Origin of the sequence: Streptomyces sp. NPDC006140 (assembly GCF_040628815.1) — a bacterium.
Taxonomy (GTDB): Bacteria; Actinomycetota; Actinomycetes; order Streptomycetales; family Streptomycetaceae; genus Streptomyces.
Window position 1 is genome coordinate 139,500 of the sequence record NZ_JBEXTS010000008.1, and the last position, 18,938, is coordinate 158,437.

An 18,938-nucleotide genomic window follows, 5' to 3' on the forward strand; every position below is an offset into this window, starting at 1 on the left:
GACGAATTCAAGAGGCCGTGATGAATAAGTCTGACTTTTTGTCTGCGTGATCTACCCCGTACGCTGAGTGCATGACCACACCGGGCCGGGGGCTGCACGGCCGCGTACTCGACACCCTGGGCCCCGAGATCACCGCCGGCGAGTACCCGCCGGGCAGTGTGCTGCGCACGGACGAACTCGCCCAGCGTTTCGACGTGTCACGCTCCGTGATGCGCGAGGCCGTCCGCGTCCTGGAGTCCATGCACCTGGTGGAGTCCCGCCGCCGCGTCGGTGTCACGGTCCGCCGCGAGTCCGAGTGGAACGTCTACGACCCGCAGGTCATCCGCTGGCGGCTGGCCGGCGCCGACCGCCCGCGGCAGCTGCGCTCCCTGACGGTGCTGCGCTCGGCGATCGAACCGGTCGCGGCCGGCCTCGCCGCCCGGCACGCCACGGCCGAGCAGTGCGCCGAACTCACCGAGTGCGCCCTCGGCATGGTCGCGAACTCACGCGGTCACAAGCTGGAGGGCTACCTCGTCCACGACGTCGCCTTCCACCGCGTCATCCTGACGGCCTCGGGTAATGAGATGTTCGCCCGCCTGGGCGACGTCGTCGCCGAGGTCCTCACGGGCCGCACCCAGCACGACGTGATGTTCGAGGACCCCGACCCGGCCGCCGTCACGCTCCACGTCCAGGTCGCCGAGGCCGTCCGCGCGGGCGACGCGGCCCGGGCCGAGGAACTGACCCGCGAGATCACGGTCGGCGCCCTCCAGGAACTCGACATCCTGGCGCCGTAAGGGGCGTCCGCTACGGCAGGAACTCCCCGTCGACGTACACCCACGCCCCGTCGACCCGCTCGAACCGGCTCCGCTCGTGCAGCGAACCGCCCCGGTACGACGCCCGGAACTCCACGGTCCCGGTGGAGTGGAACGCCGATCCGTCCTGAGCGCCCAGGATCTCCAGCCCGGTCCACCGCATCCGCGGATCCAGCTCCAGCGTCCCGGGCCGCGTCCGCGGATGCCACGTCCGCAGCAGATACCCGGCGTCCCCCCGCACGAAGGCGCAGTACCGCGACCGCATCAGCGCCTCGGCGGTGGACGCGGCGGCGGAACCGGAGTGGAAGCGCCCGCAGCACGCCTCGTAGGCCTCGGGGAGCCCGCACGGGCAGGAACGCCTGGTCATGGTCACCTCTCCACGGAAACGCCTGAGGGCCGCGACCTCGCGGTCACGGCCCTCAGCCTCATGTGTCCGAGGGGGGACTTGAACCCCCACGCCCGATAAAGGGCACTAGCACCTCAAGCTAGCGCGTCTGCCATTCCGCCACCCGGACAAGGTGTCTGTCGCGCGGGTTCTCCCCGCGGCGACGACGTAAACATTACCAGGCTTCCGAGGGTGGCCGATCACCCCCCGTCCGCACCCCGGCAGGGCGTGAACGGCGTGTGACGGACCGGGAGCGCCCTTGGGGAGCGCGCCGCGGGGAGGGAGGATGAGGGGGACCCACCAGCAGTGACACCGGGAGGAAGCACGTGAGCGAGACGGACACGGCCAGGAGCGTCACCGGCGAGGACGAGGTCGTGGACCTCTGCCGCGAGCTGATCCAGATCGACACCAGCAACTACGGCGACCACTCGGGTCCGGGTGAGCGCAAGGCGGCCGAGTACGTCGCCGAGAAACTCGCCGAGGTCGGACTCGAACCCCAGATCTTCGAGTCCCACCCGGGCCGCGCCTCCACGGTGGCCCGCATCGAGGGCGAGGACCCCTCCCGGCCCGCGCTCCTCATCCACGGCCACACCGACGTCGTGCCGGCCAACGCGGACGACTGGACCCACCACCCCTTCTCGGGCGAGGTCGCCGACGGCTGCGTCTGGGGCCGAGGTGCCGTCGACATGAAGGACATGGACGCGATGACCCTCGCGGTCGTCCGCGACCGGCTGCGCAGCGGCCGCAAGCCCCCGCGCGACATCGTCCTCGCGTTCCTCGCGGACGAGGAGGCCGGCGGCACCTACGGGGCGCGCCACCTCGTCGACCACCACCCGGACCTCTTCGAGGGCGTCACCGAGGCGATCAGCGAGGTGGGCGGCTTCTCCTTCACCGTGAGCGAGGAGCGGCGGCTGTACCTGATCCAGACGGCCGAGAAGGGCATGCACTGGATGAAGCTCACCGTGGCCGGCACGGCGGGCCACGGCTCGATGATCCACCGCGACAACGCGATCACCGAGCTGTCGGAGGCCGTCGCCCGGCTCGGACGGCACAAGTTCCCGGTGCGCGTGACCAAGACCACCCGCGCCTTCCTCGACGAACTCGGCGACGCGCTCGGCACCGAGCTCGACCCCGAGGACATGGAGTCGACCCTCGCCAAGCTCGGCGGCATCGCCAAGCTCATCGGCGCGACCCTGAGCAACACGGCCAACCCCACCCAGCTCGGCGCGGGTTACAAGGTCAACGTGATCCCGGGCGAGGCGACCGCCCACGTCGACGGCCGGTTCCTGCCCGGGTACGAGGACGAGTTCCTCGCCGACCTCGACCGCATCCTCGGCCCGAAGGTGCGGCGCGAGGACGTCCACGCCGACAAGGCCGTCGAGACCACCTTCGACGGGGCGCTCGTGCAGGCCATGCAGTCCTCGCTGCTGGCCGAGGACCCGACCGCCAAGGCGATCCCCTACATGCTCTCCGGCGGGACGGACGCGAAGTCCTTCGACGACCTGGGCATCCGGGGCTTCGGCTTCGCGCCGCTGAAGCTGCCGCCGGAGCTGGACTTCGCCGGCATGTTCCACGGTGTCGACGAGCGCGTGCCGGTGGAGGGCCTGAAGTTCGGCGTGCGGGTGCTCGACCGGTTCATCGACGCGTCCTGAAACCGCCCCAAACGAAACGTCAGTATTCGGTCGCGTGTACGAAATCGACTGGGAAGAGTGAATGCGACCATAAGCTCGTAGCCTCATTACTCCCTCCTCGTTACAGGTAATGCGATCGCAAGATGGGTCGCTTTGCCAACTAGGAGGAATAATGATCAAGAAGGTCGTCGCTGCTGCGGCTGCCACCGGTGGGCTGGTTCTCGCGGGCGCGGGCCTGGCCGTCGCCGACTCGGGTGCCCAGGGTGCCGCCGTGCACTCCCCGGGCGTCCTGTCCGGCAACGTTGTCCAGGTGCCCGTTCACGTCCCGGTGAACGTCTGCGGCAACACGGTCTCCGTGATCGGCGTGCTGAACCCCGCCTTCGGCAACACCTGCATCAACAAGTGATGCTTCCCCCTCGGTAGAGGGGAGTTCAAAAGCCACCGGTCCCGGAGCGCGTGCCATGCGCTCCGGGACCGAACGCTTCTTTCTAGGAATTCGAGAAGAATTCGAGACAGGGTCGAAGGCAGGTATTCAGCAATGCGACAGGGCACCCGCAAGGGTCTGATGACCGTGGCGGCCGCGACCGGCGTGATCGCCGCCGCGGGCGGCTCCGCTCACGCCGCCTCGGGCGCGCAGGGCTCCAGTTCGGGCTCGCCCGGCGTGCTGTCCGGGAACACGGTGCAGGCGCCGGTGCACGCGCCGGTCAACGTCTGCGGTAACACGGTCAACGTCGTCGGCGTGCTCAACCCGTCGGTCGGCAACTCGTGCGCCAACCAGGGCGGTGGATCGTCGTCGGGGGGATACGGCGATCACGGCGGCAACGGCGGTAACGGCGGCTCGCAGGCGGGCGGTCACGCCACCGACTCGCCCGGCGTCGGCTCGGGCAACCACGTCCAGGCCCCGATCCACGCGCCGGTGAACGTCTGCGGCAACAGCGTCGACATCATCGGCATCGGCAACCCCAGCATGGGCAACGACTGCTCGAACGGCGGCCACGGCGGCCACCACGGCACCCCGCCCGGCGGCGGCCACGAGACGCCCGGGCAGCCGGGCGACCCGGGCCACCCCGGAAACCCGGGCGGTCCCGGTAACCCCGGCAACCCCGGTGATCCCGGCAACCCGGGCGGTCCCGGCAATCCGGGCGGTCCCGGCAACCCTGGAGACCCGGGCACCCCGGGTCACCCCGGCAACCCCGACGGGCCCGGTCACCCCGGCACCCCCGGCACTCCGCCCGGCATCGGCGGCGAGACGCCGGGCGGCTCCTCGCACGGCAACCAGCCGGGCGCCCAGTCCGTCAGCCTGCCCGAGGGCGACTCCCAGCTCGCGGACACCGGCAGCGACCTGCCGCTCGGCCTCGCCCTCCCGGCCGGCGCGGGCGCACTGCTGGCGGGCGCGATCCTCTACCGCAAGGCGCGCGCCTCGGCCTGACAGACCCCCCGCACACGGAGCGGGCCCCGCGACCGCGGGGCCCGCTCCCGTGTATGCCTTCTCCCGGCCTTCTTCCAGTGCACCGACTCAGCTCACCACGTGGCCCGTACCTGGCGGATGATCCGCCGGCGCAACCGCACCTTGCGGCTGCCGTCCCGCAGCAGGCTCAGACGGTACAACTCCCAGTGTCCGTACTCGGCGTGGTCGGTCAGCAGACGTGCCGTCTCCTTGGGGGAGACCCCGCGAGGCACGTACACGTCGACAAATTCGTATTCCGGCATCGCATCTATTGTGCGGGCTGGGGCCCGGTACGGATAGCGTCTGCACTATGTCTGATGCTGCGCAGCCCACCGCTGCCGAGGTACGCGCCGCCGCCGAGGCGGTCAAGACCGCGCTCGACCGCCACCTGGCCGCGGTCGAACGCAGGTCGGGAGAGGACGACCCGGCCGTCTACGAGGCGTTCAACCAGCTGGCCGCGGCCGCAGAGGTGTACGACGAACTGCTCTACGACCGCTATGACGAGGTCACCCCCTTCGAGATCCCCGGTGCGGAGGACGCGCTGCCCCCGTACACGGGCCCCGAGGAACCGAACGCGCTGAGCGTACTGATCCGCCGCGACTACGCCGTCGCCGAGCCACAGCGGCTGCTGGCGCACGCCCAGCGGATCGAGGCGGCGGACGGCGACGACGGATCCCCGGCCTCCGGGACCGTCCACGGGGCGCTGGGACTGCTGTTCGGCGAGTTCGAGCCGGACGAGATCGCCTCCCGGCACAAGGAGTTCGGTCTTGAGGAGGGCGACTCCACGCTCTGGGTGACGGCGGCGGACGAGCCGGCCGAGCCCGGCGAGTGGCTGGAGGCGCCGTTCGAGCAGGTCGACGCGCAGCAGGTGGTCTGCCGCTTCGACGTCAGCGCCGTCTTCGACGACGAGATCGACGACGAGGACGACGAGGACGACGACGGGGAGGGCCTGGAGGAGGACGACCTCGACACCGACCTCGATACCGACCTCGACGAGGACGAGGACCTGGAGCCGCTCGACGCGGACCGCCGCTGAGCGCGCGCCGGCCACCCGACGGCGGTGGTCACGGGACCGGCCCGTGACCACCGCCGTCGTCACTCTCCGGCGACCTGCGGCGCGAGCAGCACCGGAAGCCGGGTCGTCCGGGGCTTGGCCGGAACCTCGGCCACCGCCCTGGGCAGCGCCTGCTCCACGCCGTGCACGACGGACAGATGGCGGTCGGCCCGCCCGAACGCCGTGTACACCCACGGCCGGCTGAGGGCCTGCGCCGCGTCTCCCGGCAGCACCACGACCACCGCGGGCCACCGGCTGCCCACCGCCTGGTGCGCCGTCATGGCCCACCCGTGCCGCACGGACTGCTCCACCCGCTCCTTCGGGACGACGACCGTCTCGCCCGCGCACGACAGATGCAGCCCCTCGGCGTCCGCCTTCACCACCCGGCCGGGCAGCGCCCGCCCCGGGACGGGGGAGTGGACGATCCGGTCACCGGGGTCGAAGCCGCCGAAGCGGCCCGGGCCCGGGTTGAGCCGCTCCTTCAACGCGGCGTTGAGCGCGCGCGTGCCGACGGCACCGCCGTGCCCCGGCGTGATCACCTGCGTCTCCTCGGCCGGTACGCCGATCGCCCGCGGCACCGAGTCCACGACGAGCTGCACCGTCCGGTGCACGGCCTCGCCCGCGTCCCGCACCGGCACGATCACGACCTCCTTGCCGGGCGCCTCCACCTGGTTCAGCTCGCCGACACCGATACCGGAGACCAGCTCGCCCAGCGGCCCGGGATCCGGCAGCCGTGAGGCGACCTGCGGGCAGATCCGCGCCGCGAGCAGATCCGCGAACACCCGCCCCGGGCCCACGGACCACAGCACCGCCGGATCCCCGGACAGCAGCAGCCGCGCCCCGTCCGGCAGGGACTCCGTCAGCAGCGCCGCCGTCTCGACGTCCAGTTGCGGCGCGTCGAGCACGACGAGCAGATCGAGGTCCAGGGCCCCGTCGGCGTCCCGGCCCGGCCCTTCGAGACCGGCCAGCAGCCCGGCGACGGTGGCGACCGGGGAATCGGAGGTGGCGACGGGGGAGCCGGCGGTGGCGGCCTCGCCGGCTCGCTCGGGGGCGTCCGCCGCCAGGCCGGACCGCCGTAGCAGGGCGGCGAAGCGGGTGCGGCCGATCGGGCTGTGGGCGGCGGCCCAGGCGCGCAGGCCGAGGGAGCGCGCGGTCGTGAGCAGCGCCGCCGGCTCCGCCAGGGACGCCTCCCCGCCGGTGTGCAGCACCAGGCCGTGGCCGGCGACCGCGCGGATCAGCTCCGCCGTCGACCCCTGGGCCGCGGCGGCGGCCCGCTCCCACTCCTCGGCCGGACCGTCCTGCTTGGGCACCGAGTTGACCAGCCGGGCCAGACCGTCGGCCAGGCTCTCCTCCGCCAGCGCGTACCGCTCCAGTCCGACCAGGACCCGGACCGGGCGCTCCTCGTCCGCGTCTTCGTCCTCCGTCGGGGCCGGAACCGGGGCCGGAGCGCCGGGCTCCTCCAGGGCGTCCTGGAAGACCAGCGCCTCGCCCTCCGCGAGCGTGTCCTGCACGGCGCTGTCGGGGTCCGGCACACCCCGCTGGGCCAGGGCCGCGAGGAGCGCCGGCAGTTCCAGGGCGGTGTGGCCGGCCAGCGCCGCCTGCTCCAGGAGCCAGACGGTGACCGCCCGGCCCCGCCGCTCGTCGTCCGGGCCGCACTCGGCGCCGAGCAGCGCCCGCGCGAACCCGTCGGCCTGCTCGGGCCGCACGCCGGCGATCCGCAGCAACTGCCAGGGATCCGCCCGCAGCAGCTCGTCCGCGCCCTCGCCCAGTGCCCCGGCCGCCTGCGGTGCGAGCGCCTCTGGGGCGCCGCCCTCGGCGAGCACCCGCCGCACGGCCTGCACCGCCTCGGGGGCGGGAGCGGCCGACGCGGCGACCGTCTCGGCCGCCACCGGCTGCGGCCGCCGTACCGGCTCCGGGGCGGAGCGCCGGGGGGCCGGCTCGGGCTCGGCGAACACCGTGGCTGCGGGCTTCTCCCCGCTCTCCACGGCCCGGACGGCCGCGAGCAGATCGGCAGCCGTGCCGCTCAGCTTGGCGCCGGCCTCGATCGGCGCCCTCTTCTCGGCCTTCCGCTGCGCGATGCGCTCCCGCTCGATCTGCTGGGCACGCAGCTCGGCCTCGGCCTCGGACAGCTGCCCGGCACCGGCTTCGGCGCCGGCTTCACCGCCCTCGCCCTCGGCAGCACCGGCCGGAGGGTTCTCGGCGCCCGGCGTCCCCGGCTCGGCGTCCTCCGTGGTCTCGGGCTCCGTGCTCACAGCGTGCTCCAGTCGTGATCGGGATAGCGGTGCACGGGCGCCGACACATCGTCGAGCGCCCGGCAGATCTCGTCAGGAAGACTAAGGGTCTCCACTGACAACGCCGCCGTGAGCTGCTGCGCGTTGCGCGCGCCGACGACGGGGGCGGCCACGCCCGGCCGGTCGCGGACCCACGCCAGGGCGACCTGGAGCGGCGTCACCGCCAGCCCGTCGGCCGCGGTCGCCACGGCGTCCACGATGCGGCTCGCCGTGTCGTCGAGGTAGGGCGCGACGAACGGCGCGAAGTGCTCCGAGGCGCCGCGCGAGTCCGGCGGGGGCGTGTCGCCCCGGTACTTGCCCGTCAGCACGCCCCGCCCGAGCGGTGAGGACGGCAGCAGCCCGATGCCGAGGTCCAGCGCGGCCGGCAGGACCTCGCGCTCTATGCCGCGCTGGAGCAGCGAGTACTCCAGCTGCGTCCCGGCCAGCCGGGTCCGGGTGCCGGGGGCGGCCAGCTGCCAGGTCGCGGCCTTGGCCAGCTGCCAGCCGCAGAAGTTGGAGACGGCGGCGTAGCGGGCCCGCCCGCTGGCGACCGCCGTGTCCAGGGCCTGGAGGGTCTCCTCCAGCGGGGTGTCCGGGTCGAAGGCGTGCACGTGCCACAGGTCGACGTAGTCGGTGCCGAGCCGGGAGAGCGAGGCGTCCAGCGCGGTGAGCAGATGGCCGCGGGAGCCGTCGAAGCGGCGGTCGGGGTCGGGCACGCTGCCGGCCTTGGTCGAGATGACGAGATCCCGCCGGGGCACGAGGCCGTCCATCAGCCTGCCGAGGAGGTACTCGGCCTCCCCGTCGCCGTACACGTCCGCGGTGTCGACGAGGGTCCCGCCCGCTTCCCAGAACGTCTTCATCAGGTCCGCGGCGTCGTGCTCGTCGGTGTCCCGTCCCCAGGTCAGGGTGCCGAGCCCGATCCGTGACACACGCAGGCCGGTGCGGCCGAGATGCCTCTGCTCCATGAACGCCGAGATTACTGGCCATAACCTGCCGTGTGGGTGGCTGTGGACGACGGATTTCCCCGGGCATGCAGTGCCCGTAGCGCCCGCGCTATGGTCTGCGGACAAGGCAGTTACTGATCGGTAAGGGGATGCGGCATGCAGCTCGGTATCAACCTCGGCTACTGGGGTGCCGGAATGGACGCGGACAATCTGGCCGTCGCCCAGGAGGCCGACCGGCTCGGCTACGCCGTCTGCTGGGCCGCCGAGGCCTACGGCTCCGACGCCGCGACCGTACTCACCTGGGTCGCGGCCCACACCGAGCGCATCGACGTGGGCTCCGCCATCTTCCAGATCCCGGCCCGCCAGCCGGCGATGACCGCCATGACCGCCGCCACCCTCGACTCCCTCTCCGGCGGCCGCTTCCGCCTCGGCCTCGGCGTCTCCGGCCCGCAGGTCTCCGAGGGCTGGTACGGCGTCAAGTTCGACAAGCCGCTCTCCCGCACCCGCGAGTACGTCGAGATCGTCCGCAAGGCCATGACCCGCGAGCGCCTGTCGTACGAGGGCGAGCACTGGACGCTCCCGCTCCCCGGCGGCCCGGGCAAGCCCATCAAGCTGACCGTGCACCCGCAGCGTGAGCACATCCCGCTGTACATCGCCGCGATCGGCCCGAAGAACCTGGAGCAGACCGGCGAGATCGCCGAAGGCGCCCTGCTGATCTTCCCGTCCGCCGAGCACCTCGAGGACACGACGATCAAGTACCTGCGTGCGGGGCGCGAGAAGGCCGGCAAGACCCTCGACGGGTTCGACGTCTGCCCGACCCTGCCGCTCGCCGTGGGCGACGACAAGGACATCGCCGCGCTCGCCGACACCTTCCGCCCCTACACCGCCCTCTATGTCGGCGGCATGGGCAGCAGCAAGCAGAACTTCTACAACAGGCTCGCCCAGCGCATGGGGTACGAGCGGGAGGCCGCCGAGATTCAGGAGAAGTACCTCTCCGGCGACAAGCAGGGCGCCGCGGCCGCCGTTCCGCAGGACCTCATCGACAGCACCACCCTGCTCGGTTCCGTGGACCGCATCGCCGACCGGATGAAGGCCTATGCCGCGGCCGGCGTGACCACCCTCAGCCTCGCCCCCGCGGGCTTCACGCTCGACGAGCGGCTCGCCTCGCTCCGCGCGGGTGCGCAGGCCCTGGAGCGCGCCGGGCTCGCCTGAGGTTCAGCGGCCGTGGTGGGGGCTCGGGGGTCTTCCCCGCCACGGCCGTCACGCAGCACAACGCGCCGGGCCCCCGGCCGGTTACGCCGCACCGCCCGGGACAGTCCCGGCCCGGTCCCGACGCCTCCTCCATTTGGCGGAGATGTCCGGCACACCTGTTGCAGCACCCCCCGCCCCGCACTTGACTCGTTCTTCGCGGAAACCTGCGGATCCTGCAGCACGCGCACGCGCGCGGGAAGAGGTGCCCACGATGTTTTCGGCCAAGAGTCTGTTCCAGGAGATCCTCGAGAACGACGAGTCCTTCGCCCTGTTCTGTTCCATCGCCGCGAGCGGCGAGTCCCAGGGCGGCTGGGAGAACGCCCGCATCGCCGCACTCGTCCCCGACGGCGAACGCGAACTCGCGCCCAAGATCTCCCGGCACGGCGCCGACGAGGACAAGCACGGCCGGATCTTCAACGCCCTGATGAAGAAGCGTGGCCTCGATCCCGTCCCGGTCCCGCCGGAGACCGACTACACGATGCTGCTGGAGAAGAACGGCATCGGCCTCGCGCACGAGCAGCTGCGGCGCGACGAGCGGCTCACCGTCCAGGACATCGTCACCTACCTCTCGCACAGCAGGGTCACCGAGCAGCGCGCCTCCGAGCAGATGGACCTGCTCCGCAAGCACTTCGCCGACCACCCCGACATCGGCCGCGCGGTCAAGCAGATCTCCAACGACGAGGGCAACCACCTCGCCTACTGCCACGAGGAACTGCTGCGCCTCGCCCGCGCGGGCCACGGCCGGACCATCCAGCGGACCCTGCGGGAGTGCGCGCTCGCCGAGATCAGGATCTACCGGGACGTCAGCCTCGCGGTCATGGCGCACATGGGCCGCGTCCTCGGCTGGCCGAAGGCCAAGTCGGCGATGCTCGCGGCCGGTATCCACGCCGTGTACGCGTACGAACGGCTGGGCGGCTGGCGCCGGATGGTCTTGCTGAAGGCGCCCGAGCGGCGCGACGCCCTCGGCGGTCCGGCCTCCCCGGAACCCGAGTTCGCCTGACCGGGCCCGTTCCCTACAGCCACCCGCGGCGCTTGAACAGCCGGAACACCAGCACCTCCAGCAACGCCATCAGTGCGATGAGCGCCGGATAGGACCAGACCCAGCGCAGCTCGGGCATGTGGTCGAAGTTCATGCCGTAGATCCCCGCGAGCATCGTGGGGATCGCTGCCATGGCCGCCCACGCGGAGATCTTCCGCATGTCGTCGTTCTGCCGGACGCTCATCTGGGCCAGATGCGCCGAGAGGATGTCCGACACCAGCCGGTCCAGGCCGTCCACCGACTCGTTCACGCGGGTGAGGTGGTCGCTGACGTCCCGGAAGAACGGCCGGGCCCGGTCGTCGACGAACGGCACGGCCACGCCGTACGGTGCCGTGCCCGCCAGCCGGGTCATCGGCAGGGCCAGCGGCCCGGTCGCCCGGCGGAACTCCAGGACCTGCCGCTTGAAGTCGTAGATCCGGGACGCCGTGTGCCGTGAGCCGCCGTCCTCCGGCGAGAAGACCTCCGCCTCCAGGCCCTCCAGGTCGGCCTGCAACTCGGTCGCCACGTCCAGGTAGTGGTCGACGGTGGCGTCGGCGACCGCGTACAGGACGGAGGTGGGGCCCTTGCCCAGCAGTTCCGGCTCCTGTTCCAGCCGGTGCCGTACCGCCTTGAGCGGGGAGCCCTCGCCGTGCCGGACGGTCACCACGAAACCCTCGCCCAGGAAGACCATGATCTCGCCGGTGGTGACGGTGTCGGTCTCCGGCTCGTACGCCACCGGCTTCAGCACCACGAAGAGCGAGTCGTCGTACACCTCCAGCTTGGGCCGCTGGTGGGCCTTGAGGGCGTCCTCGACGGCCAGCGGATGCAGGCCGAACTCCCGGGTCACATGGTCGAATTCACGCTCCGACGGCTCATGCAGCCCGATCCACACGAAACCGCCCGCTGTCCGGGCCTCCCCCAGGGCGTCGGAGAGGTCCTCCGGGCCCTCCGTCCGGTGTCCGTCGCGGTAGATGGCACAGTCGACGATCACGAAGCGGTTCTCCCGTCACTCGAACGACACGGCACGCGCGCGTGCGCCTACGCTGGAGCGCATGCCCACGCTGATCCTGGTCCGGCACGGACGTTCCACCGCCAACACCGAGGGACTGCTCGCCGGCTGGACGCCCGGCGTCGCCCTCGACGAACGCGGCGCCGCGCAGGCCGCCGCGCTGCCCGGACGCCTCGCCGAACTGCCCCTGGCCGAGATCGTCACCAGCCCGCTCCAGCGCTGCCAGGAAACGATTCAGCCCCTCCTCGGGGCGCGGCCGGGACTGACGCCCCACACCGACGAGCGCATCGGCGAGTGCCACTACGGCGACTGGTCCGGGCGCAAGCTCGCCGAACTCAAGGACGAGCCCCTGATGGAGGTGGTGCAGGCGCACCCGTCCGCGGCGGCGTTCCCCGGCGGGGAGTCGATGCGGGCCATGCAGACGCGGGCAGCCGAGGCCGTGCGCGAGTGGAACGCGCGCGTGGAGCGCGACCACGGCGCCGACGCCGTCTACCTCATGTGCTCGCACGGCGACATCATCAAGTCTCTCGTGGCGGACGCACTCGGACTTCACTTGGACCTCTTCCAGCGGATTTCCGTTGAACCGTGTTCCATCACCGCGATCCGCTACACACGACTGCGACCGTTTCTCGTCCGCCTCGGTGACACCGGCGACTTCACGTCCCTGGTGCCGCGCGAGGAACCGCCGGGCGACGAGGCCCCCGTCGGGGGTGGTGCGGGCGCACCGTGATCGTCGGCCGCAGTAGGGTGAAGCGGTCGCAGCAGTGCCGTACTCACACGGTTCCCACGATCCCAATGGAGACAGGACGTGTCCCGTCAGGTGTTCCTCTACGACCATCCGGAACGTTTCGTGGCCGGTACGGTCGGGCTGCCCGGGCGCCGTTCGTTCTTCCTCCAGGCCGTCGCCGGCTCCCGGGTGACCAGCGTGGCCCTGGAGAAGACCCAGGTCGCCGCCCTCGCCGAGCGGATGGACGAACTGCTCGACGAAGTCGTACGCCGTAGCGGAGGCAGCGCCTCCGTCCCCGCCGTCGCGCCGTCCGACACCGACACCGCCCCGCTGGACACCCCCATCGAGGAGGAGTTCCGGGTCGGCACCATGGCGCTCGCCTGGGACGGCGAGGAACAGCTCATGATCGTCGAGGCGCAGGCCCTCGTGGAGCTCGACGCCGACTCCGAGGAGGACCTCGCCGAGGCCGAGGAACGGCTGCTCCAGGACGAGGAGAACGGGCCCCCGATGCTGCGGGTCCGCCTCACCGGCGCGCAGGCCCGGGCCTTCGCCAAGCGCGCCCTCGACGTCGTCAACGCCGGGCGGCCGCCGTGCCCGCTGTGCAGCCTCCCGCTCGACCCGGAAGGACACGTATGTCCGCGCCAGAACGGATACCGCCGCGGAGCGTGACACCTCCTTCGAACGCGGCCGAGCTGCTCGCCCGCGGCGAACTCACCGTGCGCGGACGCATCCGTGAGGCGTCCAACGCGGCCCTGTACTGCACGGTGGCGTACGACGGCCAGGAGGCGGCCTGCGTCTACAAGCCGGTCGCGGGGGAGCGGCCCCTGTGGGACTTCCCCGACGGCACGCTCGCCCAGCGCGAGGTGGCGGCCTACGAGGTCTCCGAGGCGACCGGCTGGGGCCTGGTGCCGCCCACGGTGCTGCGCGACGGCCCCTACGGCGAGGGCATGTGCCAGCTGTGGATCGAGGCGACGGCCGACGCGGAGCTGCTCGCGCTGGTCGACGGTGAGGAGCCGGAGCCGGGCTGGAAGGCGATCGGCTTCGCCGAGGTCGGCGAGGGGCGCACGGCCCTGCTCGTGCACGCCGACGACGAGCGGCTGCGGCGGCTCGCGGTGCTCGACGCCGTGATCAACAACGCCGACCGCAAGGGCGGCCACCTGCTGCCCACCGGCGAGGGACGGCTGTACGGGATCGACCACGGGGTCACGTTCAACGTCGAGAACAAGCTGCGGACCCTGCTGTGGGGCTGGGCGGGGGAGCCCCTGCCGCAGGAGGCCGTCGACGTCCTGGAGGGCCTGCGGAAGGACCTGGCGGCTGGCGGGGCTCTCAGCGCGCGGCTCGCACCGCTGATCACCGGCGCCGAGCTCGACGCCACCCGCGCGCGGGTCGGCGCGCTGCTCGCCTCGGGGAAGCATCCCGAGCCGAGCGGGGAGTGGCCGGCCATCCCCTGGCCGCCCGTGTAGCAGCACAGCGGCCGGTTCGCCGCAAGAGCGCCTTCTCGGCCGTCCGGCCCGCTCCCATTCGTATATGGAACTTCAGTCCGGTTAGGCTCAAGGCATGCATGCCTGGCCCGCTTCCGAGGTCCCCGCCCTGCCTGGTCAGGGCCGCGACCTGAGGATCCACGACACCGCGACCGGCGGCCTCGTCACCCTCGCCCCCGGTCCCGTCGCCCGTATCTACGTCTGTGGCATCACCCCGTACGACGCCACGCACCTGGGACACGCGGCGACCTACAACGCGTTCGACCTCGTGCAGCGCGTGTGGCTCGACACCAAGCGGCAGGTTCACTACGTCCAGAACGTCACCGACGTCGACGACCCGCTCCTGGAGCGGGCACAGCGCGACGGCATCGACTGGGCCGCCCTCGCCGAGCAGGAGACGGCCCTCTTCCGCGAGGACATGACCGCCCTGCGGATGCTGCCGCCGCGGCAGTACATCGGCGCCGTCGAGGCGATACCCGGGATCGTCCCGCTCGTCGAGCGCCTCAGGGACGCGGGCGCCGCCTACGAACTCGACGGCGACGTCTACTTCTCCGTCGAGTCCGACCCGCACTTCGGCAAGGTCTCGAACCTCGACGCGGCGGCGATGCGGCTGCTGTCCGCCGAGCGCGGCGGCGACCCGGACCGCCCGGGCAAGAAGAACCCGCTCGACCCGATGCTGTGGATGGCCGCCCGCGAGGGCGAGCCCAGCTGGGACGGCGGCTCGCTCGGGCGCGGACGGCCCGGCTGGCACATCGAGTGCGTGGCCATCGCCCTCGACCACCTCGGCATGGGCTTCGACATCCAGGGCGGCGGCTCCGACCTCGCCTTCCCGCACCACGAGATGGGCGCCTCCCACGCCCAGGCCCTCACCGGCGCCTTCCCCATGGCCAAGGCGTACGTGCACGCCGGCATGGTCGCCCTGCACGGCGAGAAGATGTCCAAGTCCAAGGGGAACCTGGTCTTCGTCTCCAAGCTCCGGCACGACGGCGTCGACCCGGCCGCCATCCGGCTCACGCTCCTCGCCCACCACTACCGCGCCGACTGGGAGTACACCGACCAGGTCCTCCAGGACGCCGTCGCACGGCTCGGCCGCTGGCGGGCCGCCGTGTCCCGGCCCGACGGGCCGCCGGCGGAGGCGCTCGTCGAGAAGATCCGCGAGGCCCTCGCCAACGACCTGGACGCGCCCGCCGCCCTCACCGCGGTCGACCGCTGGGTCGCCCTCCAGGAACAGAGCGGCGGCACGGACCCGGGCGCGCCCGGCGTGGTCTCCCGCGCGGTGGACGCACTGCTCGGCGTCGCGCTGTAACCCCACGGCACGCGAAGGGGCGTCTCCCGGCCGGGAGACGCCCCTTTTCGCTGTGCTCGGTGCTCAGTCCTCCGACGACTCCTCGTCGTCCGTACCCGGCTTGGGCGGCTTCGGCGGTCGTGTGCGGCCGCTGGGGTTGTCCCGGAGGTACGACTGGCTGTCGCTGCCGTCCGCCGTCGCGTGCCCGCCGGAAGCGGGCGGTCCGCCTCCGTCCCGGCGCCGCAGATAGCGCTCGAACTCGCGGGCGATCGCCTCGCCCGACGCCTCCGGCAGCTCGGCGGTGTCCCGGGCCTCCTCCAGCGACTGGACGTACTCGGCGACCTCGCTGTCCTCGGCGGCCAGCTGGTCCACGCCGACCTGCCAGGCGCGCGCGTCCTCGGGCAGCTCGCCCAGCGGGATGCGCACGTCGATCAGGTCCTCCAGGCGGTTCAGCAGGGCCAGCGTGGCCTTCGGGTTCGGCGGCTGCGACACGTAGTGCGGCACCGCCGCCCAGAGCGACACGGCCGGCACCCCCGCGTGCGTGCACGCCTCCTGGAGGACGCCGACGATGCCCGTGGGGCCCTCGTACTTGGTCTCCTCCAGGTCCATCCGCCGGGCCAGGTCCGGGTCGGACGTCGTCCCGCTGATCGGAACCGGACGCGTGTGCGGGGTGTCGCCGAGCAGGGCACCCAGGACGACCACCAGTTCCACGCCCAGTTCGTGGGCGAAGCCGAGCAGTTCGTTGCAGAACGAACGCCATCGCATGGACGGCTCGATACCGCGGACCAGGACGAGATCACGCGGCTTCTCGCCGCCGACCCGGACGACCGACAACCTTGTCGTCGGCCAGGTGATCTTGCGGACGCCCGCTTCCATGAACACCGTGGGGCGGTTGACCTGGAAGTCGTAGTAGTCCTCGGCGTCCAGCGCCGCGAACACCTCGCCCTTCCACTCCCTGTCCAGATGCGCGACCGCGGTGGAGGCGGCGTCGCCGGCATCGTTCCAGCCCTCGAACGCGGCCACCATGACCGGGTCGATCAGCTCGGGAACCCCCTCGAGCTCGATCACCCAGTGCCTCCTTCCGACGTGCCCTCGCTTGACCACCCAACCTTACGGCGTGCCAAGGGGGCGCCCGCAGCCCCCTTGCAGGGGGAGTGCCCCCATGACTGCCCCGTGATCCACCCCTGAACACCCCGGAGTCATCCGAGCTGGCCGTGAGGCCCTGGTCACAGCGTGGAGCGCAGCCACTGTTCGACGCTCGCGATGTGCACCGTCGCCCACGAGCGCGCCGCCTCGGCGTCCCGGTCGCGCAGGGCGGCGAGGATCGCCCGGTGCTCGCGCAGGGTGCGGCCCACCGCGTCCTCCTGGGTGAGGCCGCGCCAGATCCGGGCCCGGGTGGTGGGACCCGACAGGCCGTCGAGCAGCGAGCAGAGCACGGAGTTGCCCGAGCTGCGCACGATGCCCCGGTGGAACTCCAGGTCGCAGGCGACCAGGTCCTCCACGGACGGGTCCTCGCCGAGCCTGTCCAGCTGGGCCGTGAGCGCGTCCAGCTGCTGCTCGCTGATCCGCAGCGCCGCCATCGCCGTCGCGGCCGGCTCCAGGATGCGGCGTACGGCCAGGAACTCCAGGACCGTGTCGTCGCGGTGGAAGTCGACGACGAAGCTCAGCGCCTCCAGCAGCAGCTGCGGGTCGAGGCTGGTGACGTACGTCCCGTCGCCCTGGCGGACGTCCAGGATCCGGATGAGGGAGAGCGCGCGGACGGCCTCCCGCAGGGAGTTGCGGGACAGGCCGAGGTCGGCGGCGAGTTCGCTCTCCTTGGGCAGCCGGTCGCCCGGCCGCAGCGCGCCGGAGACGATCATGCCTTTGATCTTCTCGATCGCCTCGTCGGTGACTGCCATGGCCGGCCTCCCCTGTCGTTCAAGACCTCCGACGTATCAGGTCATTATGCGGGGACGAGTACGCGGAAGGGACGGCTCCGTCGGCGTGGAGCCGTCCCTTCCCGCACGCGGTCCCCGAGTGCCGTCCTACTTCTTGTCGAGCAGGTCCTGCACCTTGGCGCGGACGTCGTCGGTGGCCAGGCCGCGGATCGTCAGCGTCGTCCGGCGGCGCAGCACGTCGTCCTGCGTCTCGGCCCACTCGTGGTCCCGGGCCCAGACGACCTGCGCCCAGATCTCCGGGGCCTCCGGGTGGACGCGCTCGGCGAGTTCCGGGTTCTCGTTGGCCAGGCGGGCGATGTCGAAGGCCAGCGAGCCGTAGTGCGTGGCCAGGTGCCGGGCGGTGTCGGCTCCCATGCGCGGGCCGGGCGCCGGGCGGTCGGTCAGCAGCCGGTGGGCGACCGCGCGCGGGTTGGCGATGCCGGGCAGCGGCAGCTTCTTCGGCAGCGAGCTGATCGGCTCGAAGTCGTCACCGAGCGGGTGGCCCGGCAGCGTCTCCAGCTTCTTCATGATCGTCCGGCCGATGTGGCGGAAGGTGGTCCACTTGCCGCCCGCGACGGACAGCATGCCGCCCCGGCCCTCGGTGACGACCGTCTCGCGCTTGGCCTTGGCGGTGTCGCCCGGGCCGCCCGGCAGCACGCGCAGGCCGGCGAAGGAGTACGTGATGAGGTCGCGGCTGAGCTGCTGGTCGCGGACGGAGAAGGCGGCCTCGTCGAGGATCTGGGATATGTCCTTCTCGGTCACCGAGACGTCCGCCGGGTCGCCCTCGAACACCTCGTCGGTGGTGCCGAGCAGCAGCATGTCCTCCCAGGGGAGGGCGAAGGTGATGCGGTACTTGTCGATGGGGGTGGCGAGCGCGGCCTTCCAGGGGGAGGTGCGCTTCAGGACCAGGTGCGCGCCCTTCGACAGGCGGATGGAGGGCGCCGCGTTCGGGTTCTCCATCTTGCGCAGGTGGTCGACCCAGGGGCCGGTCGCGTTCAGCACGAGCCGGGCGTTCACGCCGAACTCGTCGCCGGAGAGGCGGTCCTTCAGCTCGGCGCCCGTGACCCGGCCCTGGGTGAAGCGCAGGCCCGTCACCTCGGCGTGGTTCAGGACGACCGCGCCCGCCTCGACGGCCGCGCGGACCGTCATCAGCGCCATGCGGGCGTCGTTCATCTGGTCGTCGCCGTAGACGGCCACGGCCTTGAGGTTCTCGGTGCGCAGCTCGGGCACGTCCTGCGCGGCCTTGGCCGGCGAGAGCAGGTGCCCGACGCCGTCACCGAACGCCGAGAGCGCGGAGTAGGCGAAGACGCCCGCGCCGAGCTTCGCCGCGCCGTGCGGCCCGCCCTTGTACACGGGGAGGTAGAACGTGAGCGGGTTCGCCAGGTGGGGGGCCACCTGACGGGAGACCGCACGGCGCTCGAAGTGGTTCTCCGCCACCAGCTTCACCGCGCCGGTCTGCAGGTAGCGCAGGCCGCCGTGGAGCAGCTTGGAGGAGGCGGAGGACGTGGCACCGGCGAAGTCGCCGGCGTCGACCAGAGCCACCCTGAGGCCGGACTGCGCGGCGTGCCAGGCGGTGGAGATGCCCAGGATGCCGCCGCCGATCACGAGAAGGTCGTACGACGCCTTGGCGAGCTGCTCCCTGGTCTCGGCTCGGCTCGGGTTCGAGCCGGAGGCCGGGTGCGTCCCCAGGGCAGGCACGGACTGCAGGGTGGACTGACTGGTCATGCGG

General features: G+C 72.1%; 19 protein-coding genes and 1 tRNA gene. 11 read left to right on the plus strand and 9 right to left on the minus strand.

Going from position 1 to position 18,938, the window contains the following annotated elements:
• Positions 1-71: 71 nt before the first annotated feature.
• A complete protein-coding gene (locus tag ABZ386_RS21735) occupies positions 72-773 on the plus strand; it encodes an FCD domain-containing protein (RefSeq protein WP_351342777.1) in 702 nt (233 codons plus the stop codon).
• A gap of 10 nt (positions 774-783) precedes the next feature.
• On the opposite strand, the gene ABZ386_RS21740 is transcribed toward ABZ386_RS21735, so the two are convergent.
• Positions 784-1,158 carry a YchJ family metal-binding protein gene (locus ABZ386_RS21740; protein WP_355713619.1) on the minus strand — a complete coding sequence of 125 codons (375 nt, stop codon included), beginning with the start codon at positions 1,156-1,158 and terminating at the stop codon, positions 784-786.
• A 63-nt stretch (positions 1,159-1,221) separates the two neighbouring features.
• A tRNA-Leu gene (locus ABZ386_RS21745) sits at positions 1,222-1,306 on the minus strand.
• 196 nt (positions 1,307-1,502) lie between these two features.
• Here ABZ386_RS21745 and ABZ386_RS21750 point away from each other — a divergent pair.
• The 3 genes from ABZ386_RS21750 to ABZ386_RS21760 all read left to right on the plus strand — a co-directional run bounded on the left by ABZ386_RS21750 (position 1,503) and on the right by ABZ386_RS21760 (position 4,236).
• On the plus strand, positions 1,503-2,828 hold the full coding sequence (locus ABZ386_RS21750; protein ID WP_351342773.1) for a M20/M25/M40 family metallo-hydrolase: 1,326 nt from the start codon (positions 1,503-1,505) through the stop codon (positions 2,826-2,828).
• A 151-nt stretch (positions 2,829-2,979) separates the two neighbouring features.
• The gene (gene chpH / locus ABZ386_RS21755; RefSeq protein WP_351342771.1) at positions 2,980-3,213 is read left to right on the plus strand and encodes a chaplin ChpH; all 234 of its coding nucleotides are present in this window, start codon (positions 2,980-2,982) and stop codon (positions 3,211-3,213) included.
• Between the two features lie 132 nt (positions 3,214-3,345).
• The gene (locus ABZ386_RS21760; protein WP_358965590.1) at positions 3,346-4,236 is read left to right on the plus strand and encodes a chaplin; all 891 of its coding nucleotides are present in this window, start codon (positions 3,346-3,348) and stop codon (positions 4,234-4,236) included.
• A 92-nt stretch (positions 4,237-4,328) separates the two neighbouring features.
• Here the strand turns inward: ABZ386_RS21760 and ABZ386_RS21765 are convergent, their stop codons facing one another.
• Positions 4,329-4,517, minus strand: a complete 189-nt coding sequence (locus tag ABZ386_RS21765) for a DUF5703 family protein (RefSeq protein WP_358965592.1) — start codon at positions 4,515-4,517, stop codon at positions 4,329-4,331.
• Positions 4,518-4,564: 47 nt separating this feature from the next.
• On the opposite strand from ABZ386_RS21765, the gene ABZ386_RS21770 reads away from it, so the two are divergent.
• Entirely contained in the window at positions 4,565-5,290 is a 726-nt protein-coding gene (locus tag ABZ386_RS21770) for a hypothetical protein (protein WP_358965594.1), read from the plus strand.
• A 59-nt stretch (positions 5,291-5,349) separates the two neighbouring features.
• On the opposite strand, the gene ABZ386_RS21775 is transcribed toward ABZ386_RS21770, so the two are convergent.
• Positions 5,350-7,560 (minus strand): helix-hairpin-helix domain-containing protein, encoded by a 2,211-nt coding sequence (locus ABZ386_RS21775; protein ID WP_358965596.1) that lies wholly within the window; start codon positions 7,558-7,560, stop codon positions 5,350-5,352.
• Positions 7,557-8,543: an aldo/keto reductase gene (locus ABZ386_RS21780; RefSeq protein WP_358965597.1), complete on the minus strand. Its 987-nt coding sequence runs from the start codon at positions 8,541-8,543 to the stop codon at positions 7,557-7,559. The genes ABZ386_RS21775 and ABZ386_RS21780 overlap by 4 nt, the downstream gene beginning before the upstream one ends.
• A 135-nt stretch (positions 8,544-8,678) precedes the next feature.
• Between ABZ386_RS21780 and ABZ386_RS21785 the strand changes: the two genes are divergently transcribed.
• Both ABZ386_RS21785 and ABZ386_RS21790 read left to right on the plus strand, forming a co-directional pair.
• Entirely contained in the window at positions 8,679-9,734 is a 1,056-nt protein-coding gene (locus ABZ386_RS21785; RefSeq protein ID WP_351342760.1) for an LLM class F420-dependent oxidoreductase, read from the plus strand.
• Positions 9,735-9,984: 250 nt separating this feature from the next.
• The gene (locus tag ABZ386_RS21790; RefSeq protein WP_355725895.1) at positions 9,985-10,773 is read left to right on the plus strand and encodes a ferritin-like domain-containing protein; all 789 of its coding nucleotides are present in this window, start codon (positions 9,985-9,987) and stop codon (positions 10,771-10,773) included.
• 13 nt (positions 10,774-10,786) lie between these two features.
• Here the strand turns inward: ABZ386_RS21790 and ABZ386_RS21795 are convergent, their stop codons facing one another.
• Positions 10,787-11,782, minus strand: coding sequence for a magnesium and cobalt transport protein CorA (locus ABZ386_RS21795; protein ID WP_351342756.1), 996 nt, complete (start codon positions 11,780-11,782; stop codon positions 10,787-10,789).
• A gap of 61 nt (positions 11,783-11,843) precedes the next feature.
• On the opposite strand from ABZ386_RS21795, the gene ABZ386_RS21800 reads away from it, so the two are divergent.
• From ABZ386_RS21800 to mshC, 4 genes are all read left to right on the plus strand, one after another.
• Positions 11,844-12,530: a histidine phosphatase family protein gene (locus ABZ386_RS21800; RefSeq protein WP_114251083.1), complete on the plus strand. Its 687-nt coding sequence runs from the start codon at positions 11,844-11,846 to the stop codon at positions 12,528-12,530.
• Between the two features lie 78 nt (positions 12,531-12,608).
• Positions 12,609-13,196 (plus strand): DUF3090 domain-containing protein, encoded by a 588-nt coding sequence (locus ABZ386_RS21805; RefSeq protein ID WP_358965599.1) that lies wholly within the window; start codon positions 12,609-12,611, stop codon positions 13,194-13,196.
• Positions 13,160-13,990, plus strand: a complete 831-nt coding sequence (locus tag ABZ386_RS21810; protein WP_356502265.1) for an SCO1664 family protein — start codon at positions 13,160-13,162, stop codon at positions 13,988-13,990. The genes ABZ386_RS21805 and ABZ386_RS21810 overlap by 37 nt, the downstream gene beginning before the upstream one ends.
• 94 nt (positions 13,991-14,084) lie before the next feature.
• The gene (mshC, locus tag ABZ386_RS21815; RefSeq protein WP_356502263.1) at positions 14,085-15,314 is read left to right on the plus strand and encodes a cysteine--1-D-myo-inosityl 2-amino-2-deoxy-alpha-D-glucopyranoside ligase; all 1,230 of its coding nucleotides are present in this window, start codon (positions 14,085-14,087) and stop codon (positions 15,312-15,314) included.
• Positions 15,315-15,377: 63 nt separating this feature from the next.
• On the opposite strand, the gene ABZ386_RS21820 is transcribed toward mshC, so the two are convergent.
• From ABZ386_RS21820 to ABZ386_RS21830, 3 genes are all read right to left on the minus strand, one after another.
• Complete coding sequence (locus tag ABZ386_RS21820) at positions 15,378-16,361, minus strand: PAC2 family protein (protein ID WP_114251079.1); 984 nt, start codon at positions 16,359-16,361, stop codon at positions 15,378-15,380.
• 158 nt (positions 16,362-16,519) lie between these two features.
• Entirely contained in the window at positions 16,520-17,191 is a 672-nt protein-coding gene (locus tag ABZ386_RS21825) for a FadR/GntR family transcriptional regulator (RefSeq protein ID WP_114251078.1), read from the minus strand.
• A gap of 126 nt (positions 17,192-17,317) precedes the next feature.
• A complete protein-coding gene (locus ABZ386_RS21830; protein WP_351342746.1) occupies positions 17,318-18,934 on the minus strand; it encodes a glycerol-3-phosphate dehydrogenase/oxidase in 1,617 nt (538 codons plus the stop codon).
• Between the last annotated feature and the right edge of the window lie 4 nt (positions 18,935-18,938).

Excerpts from the sequence above, each read along its gene's own strand:
- ABZ386_RS21810 (WP_356502265.1), top strand. The coding sequence starts at position 13,160 with ATGTCCGCGCCAGAACGGATACCGCCGCGGAGCGTGACACCTCCTTCG.
- ABZ386_RS21735 (WP_351342777.1), top strand. The coding sequence starts at position 72 with ATGACCACACCGGGCCGGGGGCTGCACGGCCGCGTACTCGACACCCTG.
- ABZ386_RS21770 (WP_358965594.1), top strand. The coding sequence starts at position 4,565 with ATGTCTGATGCTGCGCAGCCCACCGCTGCCGAGGTACGCGCCGCCGCC.
- ABZ386_RS21825 (WP_114251078.1), bottom strand. The coding sequence starts at position 17,191 with ATGGCAGTCACCGACGAGGCGATCGAGAAGATCAAAGGCATGATCGTC.
- ABZ386_RS21790 (WP_355725895.1), top strand. The coding sequence starts at position 9,985 with ATGTTTTCGGCCAAGAGTCTGTTCCAGGAGATCCTCGAGAACGACGAG.
- chpH (WP_351342771.1), top strand. The coding sequence starts at position 2,980 with ATGATCAAGAAGGTCGTCGCTGCTGCGGCTGCCACCGGTGGGCTGGTT.
- ABZ386_RS21765 (WP_358965592.1), bottom strand. The coding sequence starts at position 4,517 with ATGCCGGAATACGAATTTGTCGACGTGTACGTGCCTCGCGGGGTCTCC.
- ABZ386_RS21760 (WP_358965590.1), top strand. The coding sequence starts at position 3,346 with ATGCGACAGGGCACCCGCAAGGGTCTGATGACCGTGGCGGCCGCGACC.
- ABZ386_RS21785 (WP_351342760.1), top strand. The coding sequence starts at position 8,679 with ATGCAGCTCGGTATCAACCTCGGCTACTGGGGTGCCGGAATGGACGCG.
- ABZ386_RS21800 (WP_114251083.1), top strand. The coding sequence starts at position 11,844 with ATGCCCACGCTGATCCTGGTCCGGCACGGACGTTCCACCGCCAACACC.
- ABZ386_RS21830 (WP_351342746.1), bottom strand. The coding sequence starts at position 18,934 with ATGACCAGTCAGTCCACCCTGCAGTCCGTGCCTGCCCTGGGGACGCAC.
- mshC (WP_356502263.1), top strand. The coding sequence starts at position 14,085 with ATGCATGCCTGGCCCGCTTCCGAGGTCCCCGCCCTGCCTGGTCAGGGC.
- ABZ386_RS21780 (WP_358965597.1), bottom strand. The coding sequence starts at position 8,543 with ATGGAGCAGAGGCATCTCGGCCGCACCGGCCTGCGTGTGTCACGGATC.
- ABZ386_RS21740 (WP_355713619.1), bottom strand. The coding sequence starts at position 1,158 with ATGACCAGGCGTTCCTGCCCGTGCGGGCTCCCCGAGGCCTACGAGGCG.